18 protein-coding genes are annotated in these 19700 nt (G+C 50.9%); 8 read left to right on the forward strand and 10 right to left on the reverse strand.

Annotation, left to right across the window (positions count from 1 at the left end; all coding sequences use genetic code 11):
- Positions 1–42 precede the first annotated feature (42 nt).
- The 6 genes from JUB14_RS09430 to JUB14_RS09455 form a co-directional block, all read right to left on the reverse strand.
- On the reverse strand, positions 43–525 hold the full coding sequence (locus JUB14_RS09430) for an SRPBCC family protein (RefSeq protein ID WP_207505605.1): 483 nt from the start codon (positions 523–525) through the stop codon (positions 43–45).
- Positions 526–562: 37 nt separating this feature from the next.
- Positions 563–988, reverse strand: a complete 426-nt coding sequence (locus JUB14_RS09435) for an SRPBCC family protein (protein ID WP_207505606.1) — start codon at positions 986–988, stop codon at positions 563–565.
- 150 nt (positions 989–1138) lie between these two features.
- Complete coding sequence (locus JUB14_RS09440) at positions 1139–2563, reverse strand: carboxylesterase family protein (RefSeq protein ID WP_207505607.1); 1425 nt, start codon at positions 2561–2563, stop codon at positions 1139–1141.
- Between the two features lie 171 nt (positions 2564–2734).
- Complete coding sequence (locus JUB14_RS09445) at positions 2735–3607, reverse strand: NmrA/HSCARG family protein (protein WP_207505608.1); 873 nt, start codon at positions 3605–3607, stop codon at positions 2735–2737.
- A 306-nt stretch (positions 3608–3913) separates the two neighbouring features.
- A complete protein-coding gene (locus tag JUB14_RS09450) occupies positions 3914–4393 on the reverse strand; it encodes a lipocalin-like domain-containing protein (protein WP_207505609.1) in 480 nt (159 codons plus the stop codon).
- Positions 4394–4520: 127 nt separating this feature from the next.
- A complete protein-coding gene (locus tag JUB14_RS09455; protein ID WP_207505610.1) occupies positions 4521–5492 on the reverse strand; it encodes a 3-keto-disaccharide hydrolase in 972 nt (323 codons plus the stop codon).
- A gap of 153 nt (positions 5493–5645) precedes the next feature.
- Here JUB14_RS09455 and JUB14_RS09460 point away from each other — a divergent pair, with 153 nt between their 5' ends.
- Complete coding sequence (locus tag JUB14_RS09460; RefSeq protein ID WP_207505611.1) at positions 5646–7700, forward strand: alginate lyase family protein; 2055 nt, start codon at positions 5646–5648, stop codon at positions 7698–7700.
- A gap of 106 nt (positions 7701–7806) precedes the next feature.
- On the opposite strand, the gene JUB14_RS09465 is transcribed toward JUB14_RS09460, so the two are convergent.
- The 4 genes from JUB14_RS09465 to JUB14_RS09480 all read right to left on the reverse strand — a co-directional run bounded on the left by JUB14_RS09465 (position 7807) and on the right by JUB14_RS09480 (position 11255).
- Entirely contained in the window at positions 7807–8373 is a 567-nt protein-coding gene (locus JUB14_RS09465) for a hypothetical protein (protein ID WP_207505612.1), read from the reverse strand.
- A 471-nt stretch (positions 8374–8844) separates the two neighbouring features.
- Positions 8845–9777: a DUF5677 domain-containing protein gene (locus JUB14_RS09470; protein WP_207505613.1), complete on the reverse strand. Its 933-nt coding sequence runs from the start codon at positions 9775–9777 to the stop codon at positions 8845–8847.
- A 177-nt stretch (positions 9778–9954) separates the two neighbouring features.
- Positions 9955–10254: a HigA family addiction module antitoxin gene (locus JUB14_RS09475; RefSeq protein WP_207505614.1), complete on the reverse strand. Its 300-nt coding sequence runs from the start codon at positions 10252–10254 to the stop codon at positions 9955–9957.
- A 131-nt stretch (positions 10255–10385) separates the two neighbouring features.
- Complete coding sequence (locus JUB14_RS09480) at positions 10386–11255, reverse strand: AraC family transcriptional regulator (protein WP_207505615.1); 870 nt, start codon at positions 11253–11255, stop codon at positions 10386–10388.
- Positions 11256–11394: 139 nt separating this feature from the next.
- Between JUB14_RS09480 and JUB14_RS09485 the strand changes: the two genes are divergently transcribed.
- From JUB14_RS09485 to JUB14_RS09515, 7 genes are all read left to right on the forward strand, one after another.
- The gene (locus JUB14_RS09485) at positions 11395–12225 is read left to right on the forward strand and encodes a sugar phosphate isomerase/epimerase family protein (protein ID WP_207505616.1); all 831 of its coding nucleotides are present in this window, start codon (positions 11395–11397) and stop codon (positions 12223–12225) included.
- Between the two features lie 83 nt (positions 12226–12308).
- Positions 12309–13148 (forward strand): phosphogluconate dehydrogenase C-terminal domain-containing protein, encoded by an 840-nt coding sequence (locus JUB14_RS09490; RefSeq protein ID WP_207505617.1) that lies wholly within the window; start codon positions 12309–12311, stop codon positions 13146–13148.
- Between the two features lie 101 nt (positions 13149–13249).
- Positions 13250–14620, forward strand: coding sequence for a glycoside hydrolase family 140 protein (locus tag JUB14_RS09495; protein ID WP_207505618.1), 1371 nt, complete (start codon positions 13250–13252; stop codon positions 14618–14620).
- 106 nt (positions 14621–14726) lie between these two features.
- Entirely contained in the window at positions 14727–15758 is a 1032-nt protein-coding gene (locus tag JUB14_RS09500; protein WP_207505619.1) for a Gfo/Idh/MocA family protein, read from the forward strand.
- 109 nt (positions 15759–15867) lie between these two features.
- A complete protein-coding gene (locus tag JUB14_RS09505) occupies positions 15868–17334 on the forward strand; it encodes a sugar ABC transporter ATP-binding protein (RefSeq protein WP_207505620.1) in 1467 nt (488 codons plus the stop codon).
- 4 nt (positions 17335–17338) lie between these two features.
- Positions 17339–18361: an ABC transporter permease gene (locus tag JUB14_RS09510; RefSeq protein ID WP_229367610.1), complete on the forward strand. Its 1023-nt coding sequence runs from the start codon at positions 17339–17341 to the stop codon at positions 18359–18361.
- Between the two features lie 214 nt (positions 18362–18575).
- Positions 18576–19604 (forward strand): substrate-binding domain-containing protein, encoded by a 1029-nt coding sequence (locus JUB14_RS09515; RefSeq protein WP_207505621.1) that lies wholly within the window; start codon positions 18576–18578, stop codon positions 19602–19604.
- Positions 19605–19700 lie beyond the last annotated feature (96 nt).

A 19700-nucleotide genomic window follows, 5' to 3' on the forward strand; every position in this document is an offset into this window, starting at 1 on the left:
ATTTAACGCCCGGCCTCGGCCGGGCGTTTTTGTTTTATATAGTTATTTCAGTAGCGCATCCAGGTTTTCGTGCGCAGCCGCAAAACCGGTTTCAAATCCCATTTCAACTATTTTTTCCAGGTCGGCCTGGGTCGGAAATGTGATCCCGATATCTACCCGGGTACCGGCATTACTTGGGGTAAAGGTAGTTGTCCAGTACATGCGTGGGAAATCCGGATTGACATTGCCCTCCTCATCACAAAAGCTATCCACCGTTTCATAGCTCGTTTGCGGTTGTATGTTTTTAAAATCTGCCTGGTTCCATGATTTTTCGCCTTCAGGTCCTTCCATACAATACAACCAGGTACCACCTTCCTCAAACTGCATCGTTTTGGTTTGAGCTTTCCAGGGTTTGGGAGCCCACCACTGGTCCAGAAGCTGGCTGTCGGTCCAGGCGTGCCATACCTGTTCCGGTGCTGCTGCAAACTCACGGGTCACATACAAGATCTTATTGTCGGGGCTTTTGGTATATTGGGTTTGGGTCATAGTTGGTTTTGGGTAGAATGGGTAAGTACTTGTAGGATTATTGCTCTGAAATCTGTTTCAGGATGTGTAAAGCCTTCGGGAAGGTATCCTGAAAATACCCCTGAAACTCATCCGTAGCATCAAGTTCCACCTCTACTTCTATAGTATGGTCAGTTACTGCTTTCAGGGCATAACTCTCGCGGGCTCCGGCCCAGTCTTTGGTTTCCTGCTGGCCGTTTTTTAATTCACCCAGGTGTTTGAAGGTCATCACTTCCAGAGGTACTTTTTTCTCAATGACTCCAAACATACCGTCTCCTTCGGGCGAAAGAAACAGGATCGTACTGCCTTCTTCCCAATCACTTTCGACGTAGGAGCCTTCACAAAAAGCGGAGGTCCACTGCCGGTACCCCGCATCACTCCACAACTGCTCCCACACTTTTTCCCGGGGAGCCTCAATCTGAACAGAAAATTTGTAAGTTTTCATACTACTACCAGTTAAAGGTTACAGTGGTAAAAGTACGGGAAACAGGATCAGATTTGGGGGAGAATAACGACAATTAAAGGGTTGTTTACGACAGTGACGAGAGTCACTTTCTGTAAGAGCGAGAGGTACTTACAAAGGTGGTTTAGGTACTTACTTCCGTTGCTGGGCAAACAGCCAGTCAAGTACCCCCGGTGTCTCGTTGATCTGCTTCCAGATGTCGTGGCCCCGGTCCGGGAACTCGGTGTAGCGGGGTGTACCTCCTGCTTTTCGGATAGCCTCTATCACATCACGGGAGCCGCTGACGGGTACGTTCTTGTCCAGCCGACCGTGGAAGGCCCAGATGGGTACATCTACCAGGTTAGTGGCCAGGGCCGGATTGCCTTCACCACAGATAGGCAGCGCAGCGGCAAACAGCTCCGGACGGGTACCCGCAAAATGCCAGGCACCATAGCCCCCGAGTGACCCACCCCCTACGTACCTCCTCGTTTCGTCAATGGAGTACTCCTGTTCCAGAGCGTGTATGGTTTCGAATACCAGAGAGTCTATGGCTGGTCGTCCAGGCAGGCCACCCCAACTCGCATTGGGCGGACACTGGGGCACAAACAGAAAAGCCCGGTACTTCTGGCGGTTGGCCGGTTCGGACAGCGTCTTCGCCTCCCACGACCCATCTACCTGCCGGATGTTGTCGGTACCCCAGCCACCGCCCCCGTGCAGGCATACCACCAGCGGGTACTTCCTGGTCGGGTCATAATCCAGCGGTTTCAGGAGGCGGTACCGTAGCTCTTCGCCCCGGGTGTTCAGGAAGGTATGGGCTTCAAAGGTTCGGGCCAGGGCTTTGCCTGCGGGCGAGGCGTGCATATTCTGATAGGTGGCGGTAGCTAGCCGGAGGCCAAAAAGCAGCGTAAACCCAATGGAGGCTACCGTCAGAAATCCCAGCATACCACCTGCTGCCTTAGGAAAAGGGGGGAGTACCTCCCGGGTGGGCAGATGCCGGACCTCCTCCCGGAAGTTCAGGATAAACAGGAGGGGAACCATACAATTGATTAAGGAAGCCCATTCAGAAATTCTTCGCCAGGTCCCCTGCATGGCTACATCCCAAGTGCTGATCGCCCCGATAAAGGTTGCGACTAAGATGGTATACATAAGAAGCATACCTATCCCGGCTCCCCTGAGCCAGCTTTTCTCCCTCGCCGGGGACGCCAGCAGACTACTTCCATGCAGCAGACCCGCCCCTACGGCCAGCAGCGTAGCCGGTATAAACAACCCTCGTAGTTCCCCCTGTATCCGTACCGCCAGCATAACGCCAACCTGGAAGGTGGTAGCCAGTAGAAGACCTGCCCCCGTCGTAAAAGCAAAGCGGTACCCCCTTGCGTAATAGTAGTTTATTAGAAGCAGTAAGGTCACCAGCGTTAGGATGTACATGCCCGATAGCCATACCGTCAGGGAAGGTAGTGACAAAAAATGAGGCCCCGCCCACATACTCAGCACCCCCTGCAGCAAACCCGCCACTACGGACACACCCATAAATACGTTGGCAAAGAGGTAGAAATCCCGGTTGAGGGGTAGTGTTCTCATGAAGTAGCAGGACAGGTATCAGTCTAATGTAGTGTACTGGTACCAGTACCCAAACCCTTTCGGGATGAGTGGTCAATAGGAAGGGGTTGGTGGGGCTAAGTACCTCAGGTAAATAGGAAACTACCCGGCTCTTCGGTCGAATAGGAAGCCGGGTAGTAGAACTCGATGAAGCTACTGATGGTTCTGCAGAAACTGTTCAAAACTAGTTAGCTGAGGATTTACTTTCCTAACTTCGTCCAATCCGAAGTGCCAGCCCTGACTCCTATTCCATTTGAGCTGCCGGGACATCTCCGCGTTCAGCAGACCCGACAGCCAGGAAGGTATCGAGTAGCCGGGAGCTTTTTTGGGCATCACCCGGTTATAGATATCCTTCATTTCGGGAAGGGTAAGGCAGTCGCCGGCTATATTGATCTTTTGGCCGATGTACAGGTCAGGATTTTGAAAAATTGTGGTGGCGATGGCACCGATATCTTTTACTGACACCATATGAAAACGGGTCTCTAACCCAAAGTAGCCCCCAAGCATTGGAAACATCATGGAGCCGTAGTTAGGATCAAAGAAGTTTTCCATAAAAAAGGTCTCACCCAGAATAGTAGTACCTAGTTCTGACTCCTTTAGGGCTTTTTCCAGTACGGCCTTGCATTCAAAATGCTTCACGCCCGGAGCCTTCTCCGCGTCTGCCACCGAGGCCTGCACAAAATGCCGTATGCCGGCTTCCCGGGCGGCAGCTATCAGGTTTTTACCCTGTCTGACTTCGCCCTCGTACCCAACACCTTTTTCCCAGTAATTCTGGACCGAGAACACTCCGTAGGCACCTGCCAGCGCTTTAACCAGAGAGTTTTTGTCTTCCATATCAGCGGTCACGAGTTCGGCTCCCTTTTGCTTCAGCTTTTCGGCCGCGGCACTGGCCGGATTTCGGGTAATGGCCCGCACCTTAAAACCCGCTTTAAGAAGTTGGTCTGCTACGGCTCCACCCTGTTTGCCAGTGGCACCGGTTACGACAATAAGTTGGTCAGCGTTCATGGATGTACTGTTCTTTTTCATGGCTTGATAGTATTTTGATCTGATGTACGTACCTGTTGACAGGAGTGAAGCATATCCTTCTCATCGCCAGGCAGGTACGCTGCAAAAGTAATGGATATAAGGAAGGCCCCGGGCTACTTCGGGACGAGTGGTTAATTAGGGGTATTTGATGGGCTAAAAATGGTATCAGTGAAGGCGAGCGGGTCTGTTGTCCAGATACTTACGCAAGTCATCAATAAAAAAGGGTGCAATCTTCTATTGACTGCACCCTTTGCTCTACTACCACCTTTTTCTGGATAGTATGTTTAGAAAATGATCCTACTAAAATCAGGGCTTTGGCTCGGCCTTTACCCGCTTGTACTTCTCTACGATAATTCGGTCAATACCCAGCTCCTCTATTTTTTCCACACCTTTCTGGATCAGGGTATCGTTCTGGATTTTGACCACAAACTCGAAGGAGTGATTTTCCCAGGCGGGGTCACTGTAGTAATTCAGGTTCTCCGTATAGGTACTATCCACCAGCGTATAAGTACCTCCCCCGGCCGAATAGGGGGCCGCCGTGGATGCGGCTGCCGTGGAATCCTTTTTAGCCTTCAACGCGTGATTCAGGAAAGCGAAGTGCGACTTGTTTAGTATCTTGATCATACTGCGCCCGGCATCGAAGGTCGAAAAAGAGGTGTCTCCTTGTATGGTTGTGGCCGAGACTAGCTCCCAGGTACCTTCGATGGGAAGCTGGTCCGATTTGGGATTGCAGGAAAACAGCAGGCTGGTAAATAGAAAAACAACGTAGGTAGGTGTACGCTTCATAGTAAAGAGGGATTCAGGAGTAGGATGGTTTATGAATAAGCAAGGTAGGGAGAAAATGGCTACAATACATAAAGCAAAACACCTACCCCCGAAGGAGATAGGTGTTTTGTACGAGCAGCTAATAACATTACTTCGCCGCAGGCGTAATGATGATATTGCGGTACTCCACCGGACCGTGGTCACCCTGGATATATATAGGGCCGGGCTCGCCTTCGTTGCTGTCGAGGGCTCCGCCGGTAATACCCGGAATCTCCTGATTGGTAATGACCCGCTTGCCATTGACATCCAGCGTGATCATACGACCAACCAGCGTCACGTCAAATGTCTGCCATTCGCCGGGCTCCTTCGCTACCATTTCGCTGGGAACAATAAAGCCATACACGGCTCCCAACTGATCCAATGATGGCTCCATGCCTTTGCTATCCGTTACCTGTACTTCGTAACGTCCGCGCAGGTACAGACCGCTGTTGCTTCCCTTCGGTATCCGGAACTCCGCGTGCAGTTTGAAGTCATCGAATTTCTGGTCGGTGATCAGGTTCGCACCAGATTTCTCGCTTTTCAGTACACCATTCTGGATCATCCACTGGTTAGTCCCTTCGGTATGCCAGCCTTTGATGGTATTGCCTTCGGTTAACTTGATCGGCTTACCCCAGGTAGGCTGAGTCGTTCTGCGGAGGGAAGGCGCCCGTACACCGGTCCAATTGTAGGTTTTTCCGTCGGGTACTTTTACCGTACCGCTTATCTTGTCACCCTGTAAGGTACCTTCCAGCGAGAAGTCTCCGTCGCCCTGTTCCCATTGCGGCGGGATGGTGAAGTTGAACTTACCATCTTTAAAGTGTACCTCCGAAATAGGACGGGCGCTACCCGATACCGACGTAAACTGACCTATCAGGGTCTTGTTGCCGGAGTGTCTGACTTCCAGCCATGACGGAGCTGGCTTGCCGTTCATATCCACCGTAATATCCCAACGGCCTTCCAGCGGGGAAGCCAGCGGTTTGGCATAGGAATTAATGGTAAGTACTGCCAGCAGCAGCATAAGGGCCGATAGCGAAAAGTACCTGTAAATGGAGTAAGGTTTGGTTTGGAATAATCTGTTCATAATGATTCGTAGAATGGAAAGGCCACAATTTACAGATAAAAATAGAATACTCGTATAGGTTTACCTGTGACGGGGCAATGGCCAGCCCATAAACAGTAGGCTCGGATAAAAAATCCTTTTACTGAATAGATCCACCGTTAAGACCCAATCCCCATGAGGCCGCTCAACCTGCTCCTGCTCTTCCTCTTTTTTGTCTCGGTTTCTCCGCACGCTTTTGCTCAGAAAAAGTGGCAGGAACTTACTACCGTGGAGGATATATGTACCTACATGCCCGAAACAATGAAGACGATGCTGGACCAGTTTAATCTGGAAACACCGGGGATGGAAAAGGTGAAGCAGGCCTATACAAACGGGGATCTGGTGCAAGCTTGCAAAGAGTTGCTGGTCTATTACCGGAACGGGAATACAGCTTCCTACCTGCGGAAGACTCAGCCGACAGCCTCTATCAAAACCGTAGCGGAGGCGGATACAGTACTGAATTACGTATTTTATGTCCAGAATGTGCGGGGCCAAGTACCCCTCCTGACCGATGGGCACCGCGACTGGCACTACCAGGGTCCCAACAATGACAAGGAGTGGGCCTGGTTATCTAACCGGCATTCTCAGTTGGGGGAGGTATACAACGCGTATATGGAAACCGGTAACCCGAAGTACGCTCAGTACATGGATGAGTTTCTGCGGGATTTCATTATCAAAAGCATGCCGTATCCCGGCGCCAAAAGCAGTACGCCGGTATGGCGCGGGCTGGAAGTAGCCGCCCGGGTCAAGACGTGGTCACGGATATTCTACGGCATGATCAACAGCCCCTACCTATCCCCGGCTACGCAGCTGTTGGTCCTGAGCAGTATGCCCGATCACGCGCATTACAACCGGTACTTTCACGCCGGTAACAACTGGCTGACGATGGAGATCTCGGCGCTAGCTACGGCCGCCACCAACTTCCCGGAATACAAACAGGCCGATGAATGGCTCACCTACGCCATAGGTACCATGACCGAAAGCATGAAGGGGCAAGTATATCCCGACGGCATCCAGACCGAACTCACCTCGCACTACCACAACGTGTCGCTGGCTAATTTTGAATTGTTCAAAGAGATCTGTGACCGGGCCAACCGACCCCTACCCGATTTTTTCAACCAGACCATCGTAGGCATGTACGACTACATCGCCCGGGCGGTACGTCCGGACGGGCATCGGATCCTGAACAACGACGGCGACCGGGGCAGCGACCGTGAATTGCTCCTGAAGGCGGCCCAGAAATACAGCAAGCCCGAGTGGGCCTACCTGGCTTCCAACGGAAAGAAAGGTACCAAACCAGCACAGGGTCCGTCGTACTTTTTCCCTTGGGGAGGTCAGTTGGTGTCCCGCAGCGGCTACGATGCCCAGGCGCACTGGTCGTATTTTGACATCGGCCCCTGGGGAAGTGGGCACCAGCACAACGATAAGTTGCACATCTCCATCTCCGCCTACGGGCGAGATCTGCTCGTGGATGCCGGGCGATTTGCTTATACCGGAGAGGTAGCCCGTAAATTTCGCCCCTACGCCACCGGCAGCGCCGGGCACAACCTGATTTTGATCGATGGCAACGGACAAAACCCGGGTCCCAAACTGGCCGATGCTCCGGTGGATAGTAGCTATATCAGGATCACCCCCGAATTTGATTACGCCACCAACCGCTTTTCCGACTTCAAAAATGTAGAAGGTACCGCCAGCCATACCCGAGCGTTGCTGTATATACGGGGAGAATTCTGGGTAGTAGTAGACCGCATCCAGACCGACAAGCCCCGAAAAATAGAGACGCTGTGGCACTGGCACCCCGACTGCCCCGTAACCCAGGCCGGTACTACTGTAAAGACTACCAATCCCAAAGGAAACCTGGCGGTAGTGCCGGTTGGAAATCTGGTTGGAAACCAGAAAATGGAGGTTCGCTTTGTGAAGGGACAGGAGCAACCGGACATACAAGGCTGGTACAGTCCGGAATACAATGTCTATTCCCCCAACACCACCGCCATTTACAGCACCAACATCACGCAGGACCAGACTTTTGTGTGGCTACTGTTCCCCTCCGAAGGCCAAATGCCCCTTGTAAAAGCCCGGCTGCTGGCTGAAAATGAGGAAGGAGTAGAGGTGGAGGTAAGTACCAACGGCAAAACCTGGAAGATGATGGTGCCTTACCGGGATAGTAGAGGAGTTGTGGTGAGGAAATAAATATTAAGTATCAGTGGTACTTTGCTCGTGTTGAAAACGCTAGCTCTCGCTAACCCCAATTACAAATTGGAGTTAGCGAGAGCTAGCGAGATATTTTATAATCTACTTAGCAACCGCCTTTGCGAGGGGCACGCTTATAAATTATTTTACTATCGCGTTCTACATAGTCGCCCGCTATTACTAGATATGAATACTTGGGCGCGTGCGATACGTTATGACTTCTTATAATTATCTTGTCGTTAACTTTCAGGCTATGTAATTGCTCAAATTCATTGTTACCATTCAAACTATTCTTGCCAGACTTTTCTGACCCAAAAGCAAGAATATAATCGTCACCATTAATCCTGACCATTACTCCGAAACCTAATCTTGATCCTGACGGAAGAGAAAGAGAGGTTACAACAGCCTCCATATTGGTAAAAGCATTTAAATGCTTCCTTATTTTAGCTTCACTGGCATACACTTTTTTGCCCGCAGGAGACGCTTTCCATTCTGTGAACATCATACCATCAGGGGTAGCCTCCCATTTTTTCAATTCAGCTTTCCTTTCAGTAGCAGAGAGTGGCTTTGGTGTTGACTTTTTAGAAGCTTCATTTTTAATTTCACGATTAGCAAATACCAGTCCGCTTACCACAACCAGCGGTATGATCAGTGAATAAATGATCTTTTTCATATTTTTTGTAGGTTTATCTAGGATAAATCTCTGTCCTGAAAAATCAAATCCGTTTATAGAATTTCATCCACAGCGGTGGGCCGTAAAGCTAAACGTTTCTATCCTGTTATCTGTTAATGCCCTGTAAAAGAATGTTAACGAAGCGTAAAAGCAGCTTTTACAGACTGCTATGGATTTTGGCCTCTAAGGAGTTGGATATACTATACCGCTGCGGCGGGCCAACTTGGTTGCAAATCAGGGCTAGCGAGAGGGTACTTAAAACCGCCACATGAATATCTTTCAGTAGCGGTCCATTATTTCCTGCTCCGGTTTTTTCTAGAATTGATCTGATGATTCAGTTGATCCAGGTACTTTCCATTTATGAGATTTTTTCTGAATGTTGATAACGTAAAAAAGGTATTACCCAACTTTGGGCAACACCTTTTGGTATGGATAAAACTGATTGTATGCTAGGAAAATAGCTGTATAAGATTATTCTATTATCATTATTTGTTCATGACCACAAATATATTCAAGTCTATTTTGTACAGTTTTGCGCCATTCTATAAAATTATTATTGAGCTGAGGGGCTCTTTTCTGAATATAATAATCAAAAGTTCTCATTGAAATAACTATTGAAGTACTAGTAACGGATTGAGCCTCTTTTGGAAATCTTATCTGATAGATCTCACATTTTCCATTAGCTCCTTCTACGATTTTACCATGAAGTATATCGTTACCGTGTATAGAATTAGATAAGTTTCTATAAAACACTTCATAAAGGGTTGGTATTTCAAGTGTGTCACATAGACGTTCCACGTCGCTCGGGCCTGAAAATAAGCGATACCAATTTGGATTCCTTTCCTTATTCTTATAAAGAATTTGGTATTCGTTTTCGGCTTTGATGTATTTTGGCGTCAGTAACAAGTCCTCCTTGTATTTTATTTTATATTCAAGGTCATCAGGGGTTGGGAGGTTCACTCCTTTTGTATTGACATCTTTTTTAAATATTAATCTAAATCTTTTTCCAACTTCGCTATTAGGATCATGTTTCTTAAGGTCTTTAATTTCTTTATGAATTTGGCATACTAAAAAAGCCATAGATCGATCTTCTGTATTTTCTCTAAGCATATACTCTAAACCAAATGAAGTTTCTAAGGCTGTGCGAAGGATTATTTTACTTGGATCAATTGATGAATTTTTTATTAATATTGATATAGAGTCTATTAGCTCAAGGAAGTTTCTAAATAGTAACATAGGGGGTAATTGTTCATCACCACCCCTTGCATGATTTAAGTCCCAATCAAGAATATGAGTACCAAAGTTTACAAATTCTTCAAGTGTATTAGAAAATACTTGAAGAATTTTATGTTGTTGTTCGTCACTTATCTCCCTTGGAAGAATTTCAGGTATAGCCTTGTACATTTTTAATATAAGTTATCAGCTTAAACAAGATGAGTTACCTCCGCTAACCCCGATTTGCAATCGGGGCAAAATCAGGTAGCGTTTGTAACGCGATAGGTGCTATGCTACATTATAACGAACACTGGTCACTAGTAACAACTAGGAAATCCCACCTGAATCCCAAAGTTGAAAGATATATCAGGCTGCATTACTTTCAAAATGCCTGATATTTTCAAGAGCTACCTGCTTGTTCGTCAATTCTTCTTCAATATCATAGTCATCCTGCAACCCTAACCAGAACTTGGGGGAATTTCCGAAATAGTAACTCAACCGCAGGGCGGTATCTGCCGTAATACGCCGCTTTTCTTTCAGGATCTCGGATACCCGGGTTTGGGGAATACCGATAGCTTTGGCGAGCCGATAGGCGGTGATTTGCAAAGGCACAAGAAACTCCTCCTGAAGTACTTCGCCCGGATGTATGTTTGGTAATTTTTCCATAAGCCGTCTTAGTGGTCAATGATAATCTATGATTTCTACCTCAGAAGCTTGCCCATCGTTTCACTGGAAGATTATTCTCCATTGGTCATTGATCCGAATACTGTAAAATTCGGAAGTAGTACTAATTGTTTCTACTTCTTTGCCGCCGCCCACTGCCGGTACTTCTGTGGCGATAGCTGCATGATTTCCTTGAACTGCCGGTTGAAGTACGAGAGGCTGTTGAAACCCGCTTCGAAGCAGGCTTCGGTGACGGTGTAGTTGGGCTTCTGCAGGAGCTTACAGGCGTAGGCGATGCGGATCTCATTGAGGTAGCGGGTAAAGTGCTTGAGTGTGCGGCTCTTGAAGTACCTACAGAAGGCTGTTTCGCTCATGTTGGCGATGGCGGCCACGTCGGCAATGGTGATGCGCTCCGTAAAGTGCCGGTACACGTACTGGTTGATCTGCCACATGCGCTCCTCGTCGCGGCTGTGGTCAAAGTGGTAGCCCTGGTGGGTGAGGTAGTCGTAGTCGACGGTTTCGGACAGGGTCAAGAGTACATGCAGGATACCCATCAGTTTGCGGCTGTCGGGCTGGCCGGGCATCTCGTTGAGTACGTGGGCTACCTTCTGGCTGGCCTGTCTGCCAAACCGGATGCCCCGGCGGGCCCGCTCAAAGAGCTGCTTCATGCCCTGTAGCTCAGGACAGTTGATAAAAGCCTCCCCCAGAAAACAGTCGGTAAACTGGATGATCAACCCAAAGGGACGGGCGGTAGGGTACTGCTGCGTGTACTCGCTGTGAGGCTGCAGTACGTGCGGAAAGTTAGCTCCCAGTAAGACCACCTCCCCTTCGTCAAACTCCCTGAATCCATCCCCCATGACGCCGCTTACTTTTCCCTCGATGAAGTAGATCAGTTCCAGCTCCGGGTGGTAGTGCCAGCGCGTGGTTAGGTCAAAGGGCTCCCATTTAAATATAAAAGAACGATTCGCTTGCGGGTTGATCAGGCGGTAAGATGGCGATACCATTGGTATACGTTAGTAATATTATGACGTGAACGTTCATAAAAGCACCACACCTTGCTAAAATACTTCAACTATCAGTAAGAAAACTGGTAGCGTCTGAACTAACGGTAGTGGATATTTGCATAAAAATAGATAGAATATTTTGGATTTAGGCCTTAGTACGTATTCCTTTCCGTGGGCGGTAGGAATACCCGGTTCGAAGCCGGAGCGTCCGATTACGCCGGTGGAGCTGGTACACCAGACGGCCAATCACGGGCTGCATCACCTGCAGTTCGGGGACAACCTTCCCCTGCACCAGCTTTCGGAGGAGGAGTTAACGGAACTGCTGGCGGCCGCGTCCGCGTCAGGAGTCAATCTGGAAGTAGGTACGCGCCGGCTGACAAAGGAGCACATCACCCAATACCTGGGTCTGGCTGGGCGTTGCGGTTCACCCTTTCTGCGGGTGGTGATTGATGACAACTGCTTTAAGCCCGGTAAAGATGAGGTAATCCGGATTATCAACTCTCTGTTGCCTGACTTGCAGGCGAACGGAGTCGTACTGGCCATCGAAAACCACGACCGTTTTCCGGTGCGTCAGATCGAGGAGATCATACTGGCTACAAGTACCCAATGGGTAGGCGTATGCCTGGATACAGCCAACTCACTGGGAGCCGGGGAAGGCGTGCGGGAGGTGGTGGAGGTACTGGCCCCCTATACTGTTAATCTGCATATCAAAGACATTACGATCCGCCGCGTTAGTCACAAAATGGGCTTCGAGGTAGACGGCTGTGCCGCCGGAAAAGGTATGCTGCCCATCCCCTGGATCGTGGAACAACTTAGCCAGCACAACTGCTGCCGAACCGCTACGCTGGAAGTATGGTCACACCCTGAAAGTACCCTGTACGGTACCCTGGCCAAGGAAGCCAGCTGGGTAGAAGAAAGCATTGCCTATCTGCAGTACGTGATGGGGCAGGCAGATACTGACATGTCGTAGCGTGTCCCGACAAAAATCTTCATTTAGAAAAAGCATAACACAAAAGAGCTAACACCTACTAGCTAAAAACTAACATCTAAAAAATGAGCAAGACAAAAGTAGCCCTGATAGGAGCCGGAGGTAAAATGGGATGCCGGCTGGTTGACAACTTCCTGAAATACGACCAGTACCAGGTTGACTGCGTGGAGATAGGCGAGCGGGGCATCGAGAACCTGGCCCAGCGGGGCGTACTGACTACCGGGGCAGAGGTAACGGTACCCGAAGCCGACGTAGTAATCCTGGCTGTACCTGATGTGACCATCGGGCAGATTTCCCAGGAGATCATTCCCCGGATGAAACCCAACGCGCTGGTGATGACCCTGGACCCGGCCGCTCCGCTGGATGGCGTGATCGCCCACCGCGACGACCTGGGCTACGTGATCGCGCACCCTTGCCACCCGTCCATCTTCAACTGGGAGCCTACTGAAGAGGCCTTCCGGGATTTTTATGGCGGTATTTCGGCCAAACAGTCCATTGTGGTAGCCCTCATGCACGGCAGCGAGGAGCATTACGGGCTGGGCGAGCAGGTAGCGCAGGATATGTACGCCCCTATCAAGGACACGCACCGCATTACGCTGGAGCAGATGGCGATCCTGGAACCGGCGATGGTTGAGACGCTGGCGCAAACCTGCATGGAAGTAGTGAAGGAAGGCTATGATCGTATTGTAGAGCTGGGGGTACCTGAGGCAGCCGCCCGTGACTTTGTACTGGGTCACCTGCGTATCCAGATCGCGGTACTCTTCAAGGAAGTAAACGGTACCTTCTCCGATGCGGCCTACAAGATCAGCAAGCGCGCCAAGCCGCTGCTGTTCCGCGATGGCTGGCAGAAGATATTCGAGATGGATGATATCAAAGAGCAGGTGCGGGATATTACGAATAAGTAGGTTTTAGGAGTTAGCTAATAGCTATTAGCCACTAGTTTCGTCTTATCAGCTTGAGCCGGGCTTGGTACCATTTCACTTGAATTAATCTCTATTTCAAAATCATGAAACGAATAATTTCTCTACTACTCCTTTGCAGTTGGCTGGCTCTGCCTTGCTTTGGCCAACTCAAAGTCAGTGATAACAAACGGTACCTGGTGACGCAGGATGGCAAGCCTTTCTTCTGGCTGGGTGATACGGCCTGGGAACTGTTTCACCGACTGAACCGCGAGGATGCCGACCGGTACCTGAAGAACCGGGCCGATAAAGGATTTACGGTCATACAGGCGGTAGCACTGGCCGAGCTGGATGGATTGCATACCCCCAACCCCTATGGCGAGGTACCTCTTGAAAACGACGATCCTACTAAACCACGCGAAGCATACTTTCAGCATGTCGATTATATTGTAGACAAAGCGGCTTCGCTGGGTCTGCACATTGCGCTGCTTCCTACCTGGGGCGACAAGTTGAATAAAAGTACGTGGGGAGCAGGACCTGAAATATTCACTACCAGCAATGCCCGCGCCTTCGGGAAGTACCTGGGCAACCGCTATAAGAATAGGAAGAATATCATCTGGATCATGGGCGGCGACCGGAATCCCCGCGATAACAGCCAGGATGTGGAGGTATGGCGGGCCATGGCCGCCGGTGTAACCGAAGGCGTAGGTAGTCCCAATGCCGCGCTGATGTCGTACCACCCGCAGCCTAATAGTCTGGAAGACGCGGGCTCAGCCAAGTGGTTTCATAACGATGCCTGGCTGGATTTCAATATGTTCCAGACCGGCCACTGCCGCGAAAACAACGTGTGGGACCGCGTGCAGGTAGCCTACAACAAGACGCCCATTAAGCCCGTCCTGGATGGTGAAACCCTGTACGAAGACCATCCGGTATGCTTCAATGCGAAGGATCTGGGTACCTCCAGTGCCTACGATATCCGCAAGCACGCTTATCTAGACCTGTTTGCCGGTGCCTTCGGACATACCTACGGCTGCCATCCGGTATGGCAGATGTACGGTCCCGGTCGTCAGCCCGTCAATGGTCCGCACTTCTACTGGTACGATGCGCTGGACCTGCCTGGAGCTACCCAGATGACTTACGTGCGTCGTCTGATGGAGTCTCGACCCATGCTGGACCGCGTACCCGACCAGTGCCTGATCACCAACGCCCGCGAAGCGCACGACCGCATCCAGGCTACGCGTGGTAAAGATTACCTATTTGTGTACACCACGCAAGGCAAAGACTTTACGGTGAATATGGGTAAGATATCCGGACAGAACCTAAAGGCTACCTGGTACAACCCCAAAAATGGTGAAACCAAAGAGGGAGAGTCAGTAGAGAACAAGGGACAAAAGAAATTTACCCCGCCCAGCAACGGCTACGGCCACGATTGGGTACTGGTACTGGACGATGCCTCCAGAAATTATCCTAAGCCCTAAGTACTTCCAAAAAGGGGCAGGCTGTGGATCCAATGGGTAAACGGTCTGTCCCTTTCTCTTTTATCCTGACAAGACTCCTTACAAATAGGTTGACTGATTCACTTTCATGAAGAAATTGCGCTTTGCGGTACTAGGAACCGGCTTCTGGGCCAACTACCAGATCCCTGCCTGGCAGGAACTGGAAGGCGTGGAGCTGGTAGCCGTGTACAACCGCACCCGCTCCAAAGCCGAGGCCATAGCTAAACGCTTTGGCGTACCCGGCGTCTATGACGATGTGAATGAGCTGCTGAAACAGGAGGAGCTGGATTTTGTAGATATTATTACGGACGTAGATACACATCCGGTATTCGTGAAGCTGGCCGCTGAGCATGGACTGGATGTAATCTGTCAGAAGCCTATGGCCTCGTCGCTGGCTCAGGCCCAGGCGATGGTGGATGTATGTCAGCAGGCGGGAGTAAAGTTCTTTATTCACGAAAACTTCCGCTGGCAGGCGCCCATTCGGGCCGTTAAGAAAGCCCTGGACTCGGGAGTGATCGGTGAGCCTTTTAAGGCGCGGGTGACCTTCTGCTCGGGCTTTCCTGTATTTGACAACCAGCCCTTCCTGGCCGAACTGGAGCAGTTTATCCTGACGGATATTGGTTCGCACGTACTGGACGTATGCCGCTTCCTGTTTGGCGAGGCCCGGAGCCTGTACTGTCTGGCCCGTCGGGTCAATCCGAAGATCAAGGGCGAAGATGTCGCTAATGTGCTGATGGAAATGGAGAGTGGCCTGCACTGCTACGCCGAAATGTCCTACGCCTCCATTCTTGAAAAAGAAGCCTTCCCCCAAACGCTGGTACTGGTAGAAGGAGAAAAGGGCTCCATCTGGCTAACCAATGATTTTGAGTTGAAGATAACGACCCGGTCTGGCAAGACACGCGAAGGTACTACTTCGGAGTTCATTAAGCCGGACCTGTACTCCTGGGTAGATATGGATTATGCCGTGGTACACTCGAGCATCGTCGACTGCAACCGCGATATCCTGAGAGGTTTACAGGGCGGTCAGGCCGAAACCACCGGCGAGGACAACTTTAAGACCATGCAGCTCGTGTGGGGAAGCTACCAGTCCGCGGCGGAGGGTAGGGTACTTATGCTATGAATTTATCTAAACCATAGAGGGAAATGAGTTTTTCGCTGTGTCCTCTGTGCTTTACCCTTTTTAACTCTGTGGTAGAAAAATAAAATTAACTAAAAGCTATCGGCTACCAATGCTCCGGCTGGAAAACATATCGAAAAGCTTTCCCGGCGTCAAGGCGCTGGATGAGGTTTCGCTGGAGTTTCGGGCCGGAGAGGTACATGCCGTTTGCGGGGAGAACGGTGCTGGCAAAAGTACTCTCATGAACATCATTACCGGCAACTATCAGCCGGATCAGGGACGACTGGTATGGAACGGGCATGAGATTTCCATTCCCAACGTACAGCACGCCCAGCGCCTCGGCATCAGTATCGTATATCAGGAACGAAGCCTGGTGGACTCGCTGAGCGTAGCCGAAAATATTTACCCCATCAATAAGCCCCGGTACCGCTGGGGCATTATCAACTATTCTGCCCTTTACCAAAACACCCAGCAGCTTCTCGACCAGTTGCAACTGACAGAGTTCTCTCCCCGCACACCCGTATCCCTGCTATCATCGGCGCAGAAACAGATGGTTGAAATAGCCAAAGCCCTGGCCACCGGCCCCAAACTCCTGATCCTGGATGAACCTACGGCCTCCATTACCGAGCGCGAAACCAAACTCCTCTTTAGGATTATCCGTAGGCTGAAAGAAGAGGGCGTAGCTATTATCTACATCTCCCACCGTATGGCCGAAATCAAGGAGGTGGCCGACCGGGTGTCGGTCCTGAAAGACGGCAGGCACCAGGGAACCGTAGAGGCAAGAGACACTACTATTGATACCATTATCCGGATGATGGTAGGTCGTGACATGACGCACAAGGCCTACGCCTCTGATGCCGGTGAAGAGGTAGTACTGTCGGTACGAAACCTGTCGGGCAGGGGATTTCGGAATGTAAGCTTTCAACTGCATAAAGGGGAGATACTGGGCTTTGCCGGTCTGATGGGAGCGGGCCGAACCGAGGTGGCCAAGGCTATCTTCGGAGCCAATCCTGTCAGTGAGGGAGAAGTAGTATTACGTGAGCAAGCGGTACAGCTTACGCATCCGTCCCAGGCCATTGGGCTGGGTATTGCCTACGTACCCGAAGACCGTAAGCAGTCGGGACTCTTTCTGGATAAAACCATCGCTGAAAATATAGCTTCAGCCCGCCTGCAAGACTTGTTTTACGAAGAGGAAGCTACGGTACATACAGCCCAGCAGTTGCAACAGCAGTTGGGCATCCGTACACCTTCCGTGAAGAACAAGGTCATCAAATTAAGTGGTGGTAATCAGCAGAAGGTAGTACTGGCCAAGTGGCTGAATACCCGGCCGGACATCCTGATCGTGGATGAACCTACGCACGGAGTGGACGTGGGAGCCAAGAGTGAAATATACGACATACTCAAAAAATTAACCGCCGAAGGCAAAAGCGTGATCGTGATATCCAGCGAACTACCCGAACTACTCACGCTGGCGGATCGTATCGCGGTCATGCACGAAGGACGACTGGTGCGGATACTCAATAAAGATGAAGCCTCCGAAGAACTGATTATTCAAATCGCCTCCGGGCAAACCTTATAACCCGATGGAACAACTGGAACCAAGTGTATCTGTCAAGAAGAGTACTGCCGGTACCTCCGGTGCCGGAAATAGTCTGATGGCCGAGCGCCTGCAGGACCGTGTTTTTACGCTGGGCGTGACGACCCTGCTGCTATGCATAGGTATGTCAGTCGTGTTCCCTGACCAGTTTCCACGGGTCGAGAACCTGTCGCAGCTCCTGCTCAACCTGTCCGTTGATACCATCGTGGCCGTCGGGATGATGGTGTTGATGATCGCGGGTATGTTTGACCTGTCGGTGGGCTCGGTCGTGGCCTTCTCGGGAGGTATGGCCGGGTACCTCATGTACTACCACAATACCAATTTTCTGCTGGCAATACTGGCGGGACTGGTGGGAGCGGTAATGGTGGGGGTGATCAACGGCTGGCTCATCGCTAGGGCGCGCATCAACCCCATGATCCAGACGCTGGCCATGATGGGCATCGTACGGGGCTTTGCCCTGATGCTGAGCGGTGCCGGTATCCAGAACTTCCCCTACGAGTTTATCTACATCGGGCAGTCCAAGCTACTGGGCCTGCAGGCTCCGATCTGGTACATGCTGGCGACGGTGCTGCTGTTTAGTTTTCTGGTCAACCGCACTACCTTTTTTCGCAAGTACTATTTCATCGGCGGCAACGAAAAAGCGGCTGAATTGTCGGGGATCAACGTTCAGAAGATGAAGATATGGGCCTTTGTTATCTCGGCTACTCTGGCGGGTATAGCGGGTATCCTGCTGGCTTCTCGCTTAGGCGCAGCCCTTTCTACTTCGGGTCGGGGGCTGGAGCTGCGGGTAATTACCGCCGTAATCCTGGGAGGTGCTAGTTTGTCCGGTGGCTACGGGAAGATCTTGGGAGCTTTCCTGGGAGCCCTCTTCATGGCTATCGTTAACAATGCGCTGATCATCGGGCGGGTGTCAGGGTATTGGCAGGAGGTAATCCTGGGCGTGATCCTGATTGCAGCCGTGGGGATTGACCAGTGGCTGATCCGGCGTTCGGAGCGGGTGAAGGGGTAGTGGATTGTCGAGTTGCGACGGTTCGCCGCCGCGATTGGAGATTGTTGCGTTTTGTTTAAACGCGGAGGTACGCGGAGGAGGAGTGGAGCCGATTCCAGCCCCGTAGGGGCGGTACTTTAGTAGTAATAGCAGAAGTAGAATAGACATCCCCATTAGCCCCAGCGGGGCGACACCCTTTTTGCCAGAATATTTAATAGCTATTTTCTTAATGTAGATGAAAAATTTATTTGCCATAGCCGCAATCCTAACTACCCTCACCGGCTGTGAACCGCCGCCGCGGGCGGGGTCAGTAGCTTCGTCGGATACGCTGGGGGCGGAGCAATTTATTACGGCCGATGAAGTGATGCCCAACGAAGAGTACGTGATGGTCACTACAGCCATTAACCTGCCGCTGTTTGTGAACCATGACCAGGCGGCCTTTCTGGAATGGGGCAAGAAGATGGGCGTACGTACGACTATCCTCGGTCCTTCGGAGTGGGATGTGCCCGCTCAGATTGCCACCATTGAACAGGTTATTCCGTCCAAACCGGCCGGTCTGCTCATCAACGGGACTGATCCGGGGATAGCTCAGGCTATCAACAAAGCCGTTGAAGCGGGCATCCCAACGGTGGTATATGACTCAGAAATCTCCAACTCCCGACGCCACTCCTTCATCGGTAGCAATTGGTACGAGATGGGGCGCCTGCAGGGGGAGCGCATGGCGAAGCTCATTGGTGGAAAGGGCAAGGTAGCCGTGATGGGTATTTTAGGCATGGAAAACATGGAAGCTGGATTCAAGGGCTTTCAGGATGCCATTGCCAAACATCCGGGTATTATATTTCTGGGTAAATATGATGATAAAGCTAACGTAGAAACCGCCGCCAAAATAGCCGCCGACATCATCGCGGCTAATCCGGATCTGGCCGGGATGGGTGGCTTTGACTCCAACTCCGGGCCGGGTATGGCCCTGGCGGTGAAGGAGGCTAATAAAGTAGGCAAAATCAAACTCACCACCGTTGACGCCGAACCCGAGCACCTGCGACTGGTAAAGGAAGGCGTCATCCACTACCTGGTGGGGCAGAAGCGCGAGCTATTCACCTACCTGGGCGCTCAGATGCTCTTCGACATGCGTCACAAAACGGTACAGCTCTCGGCCAATGACTCCCGGGCGGGCGTGGTACCTATTCCTTCCACCGTCACCACCGGCTCTATTGAGATTGACAAAAACAACGTCGATATATTCCTGTTGACCCAACAACAGTAGGTTATAATTTCCTGTTTATCCCTAAAACTCCTTACTTAGGCACCTGTGGCACGGTTTCAAACCGTGCCACGGGCATTATAACCAGCTATCAGTACC

It is taken from the genome of Telluribacter humicola (genome assembly GCF_017355935.1).
In the GTDB taxonomy this organism is placed as follows: Bacteria; Bacteroidota; Bacteroidia; order Cytophagales; family Spirosomataceae; genus Telluribacter; species Telluribacter humicola.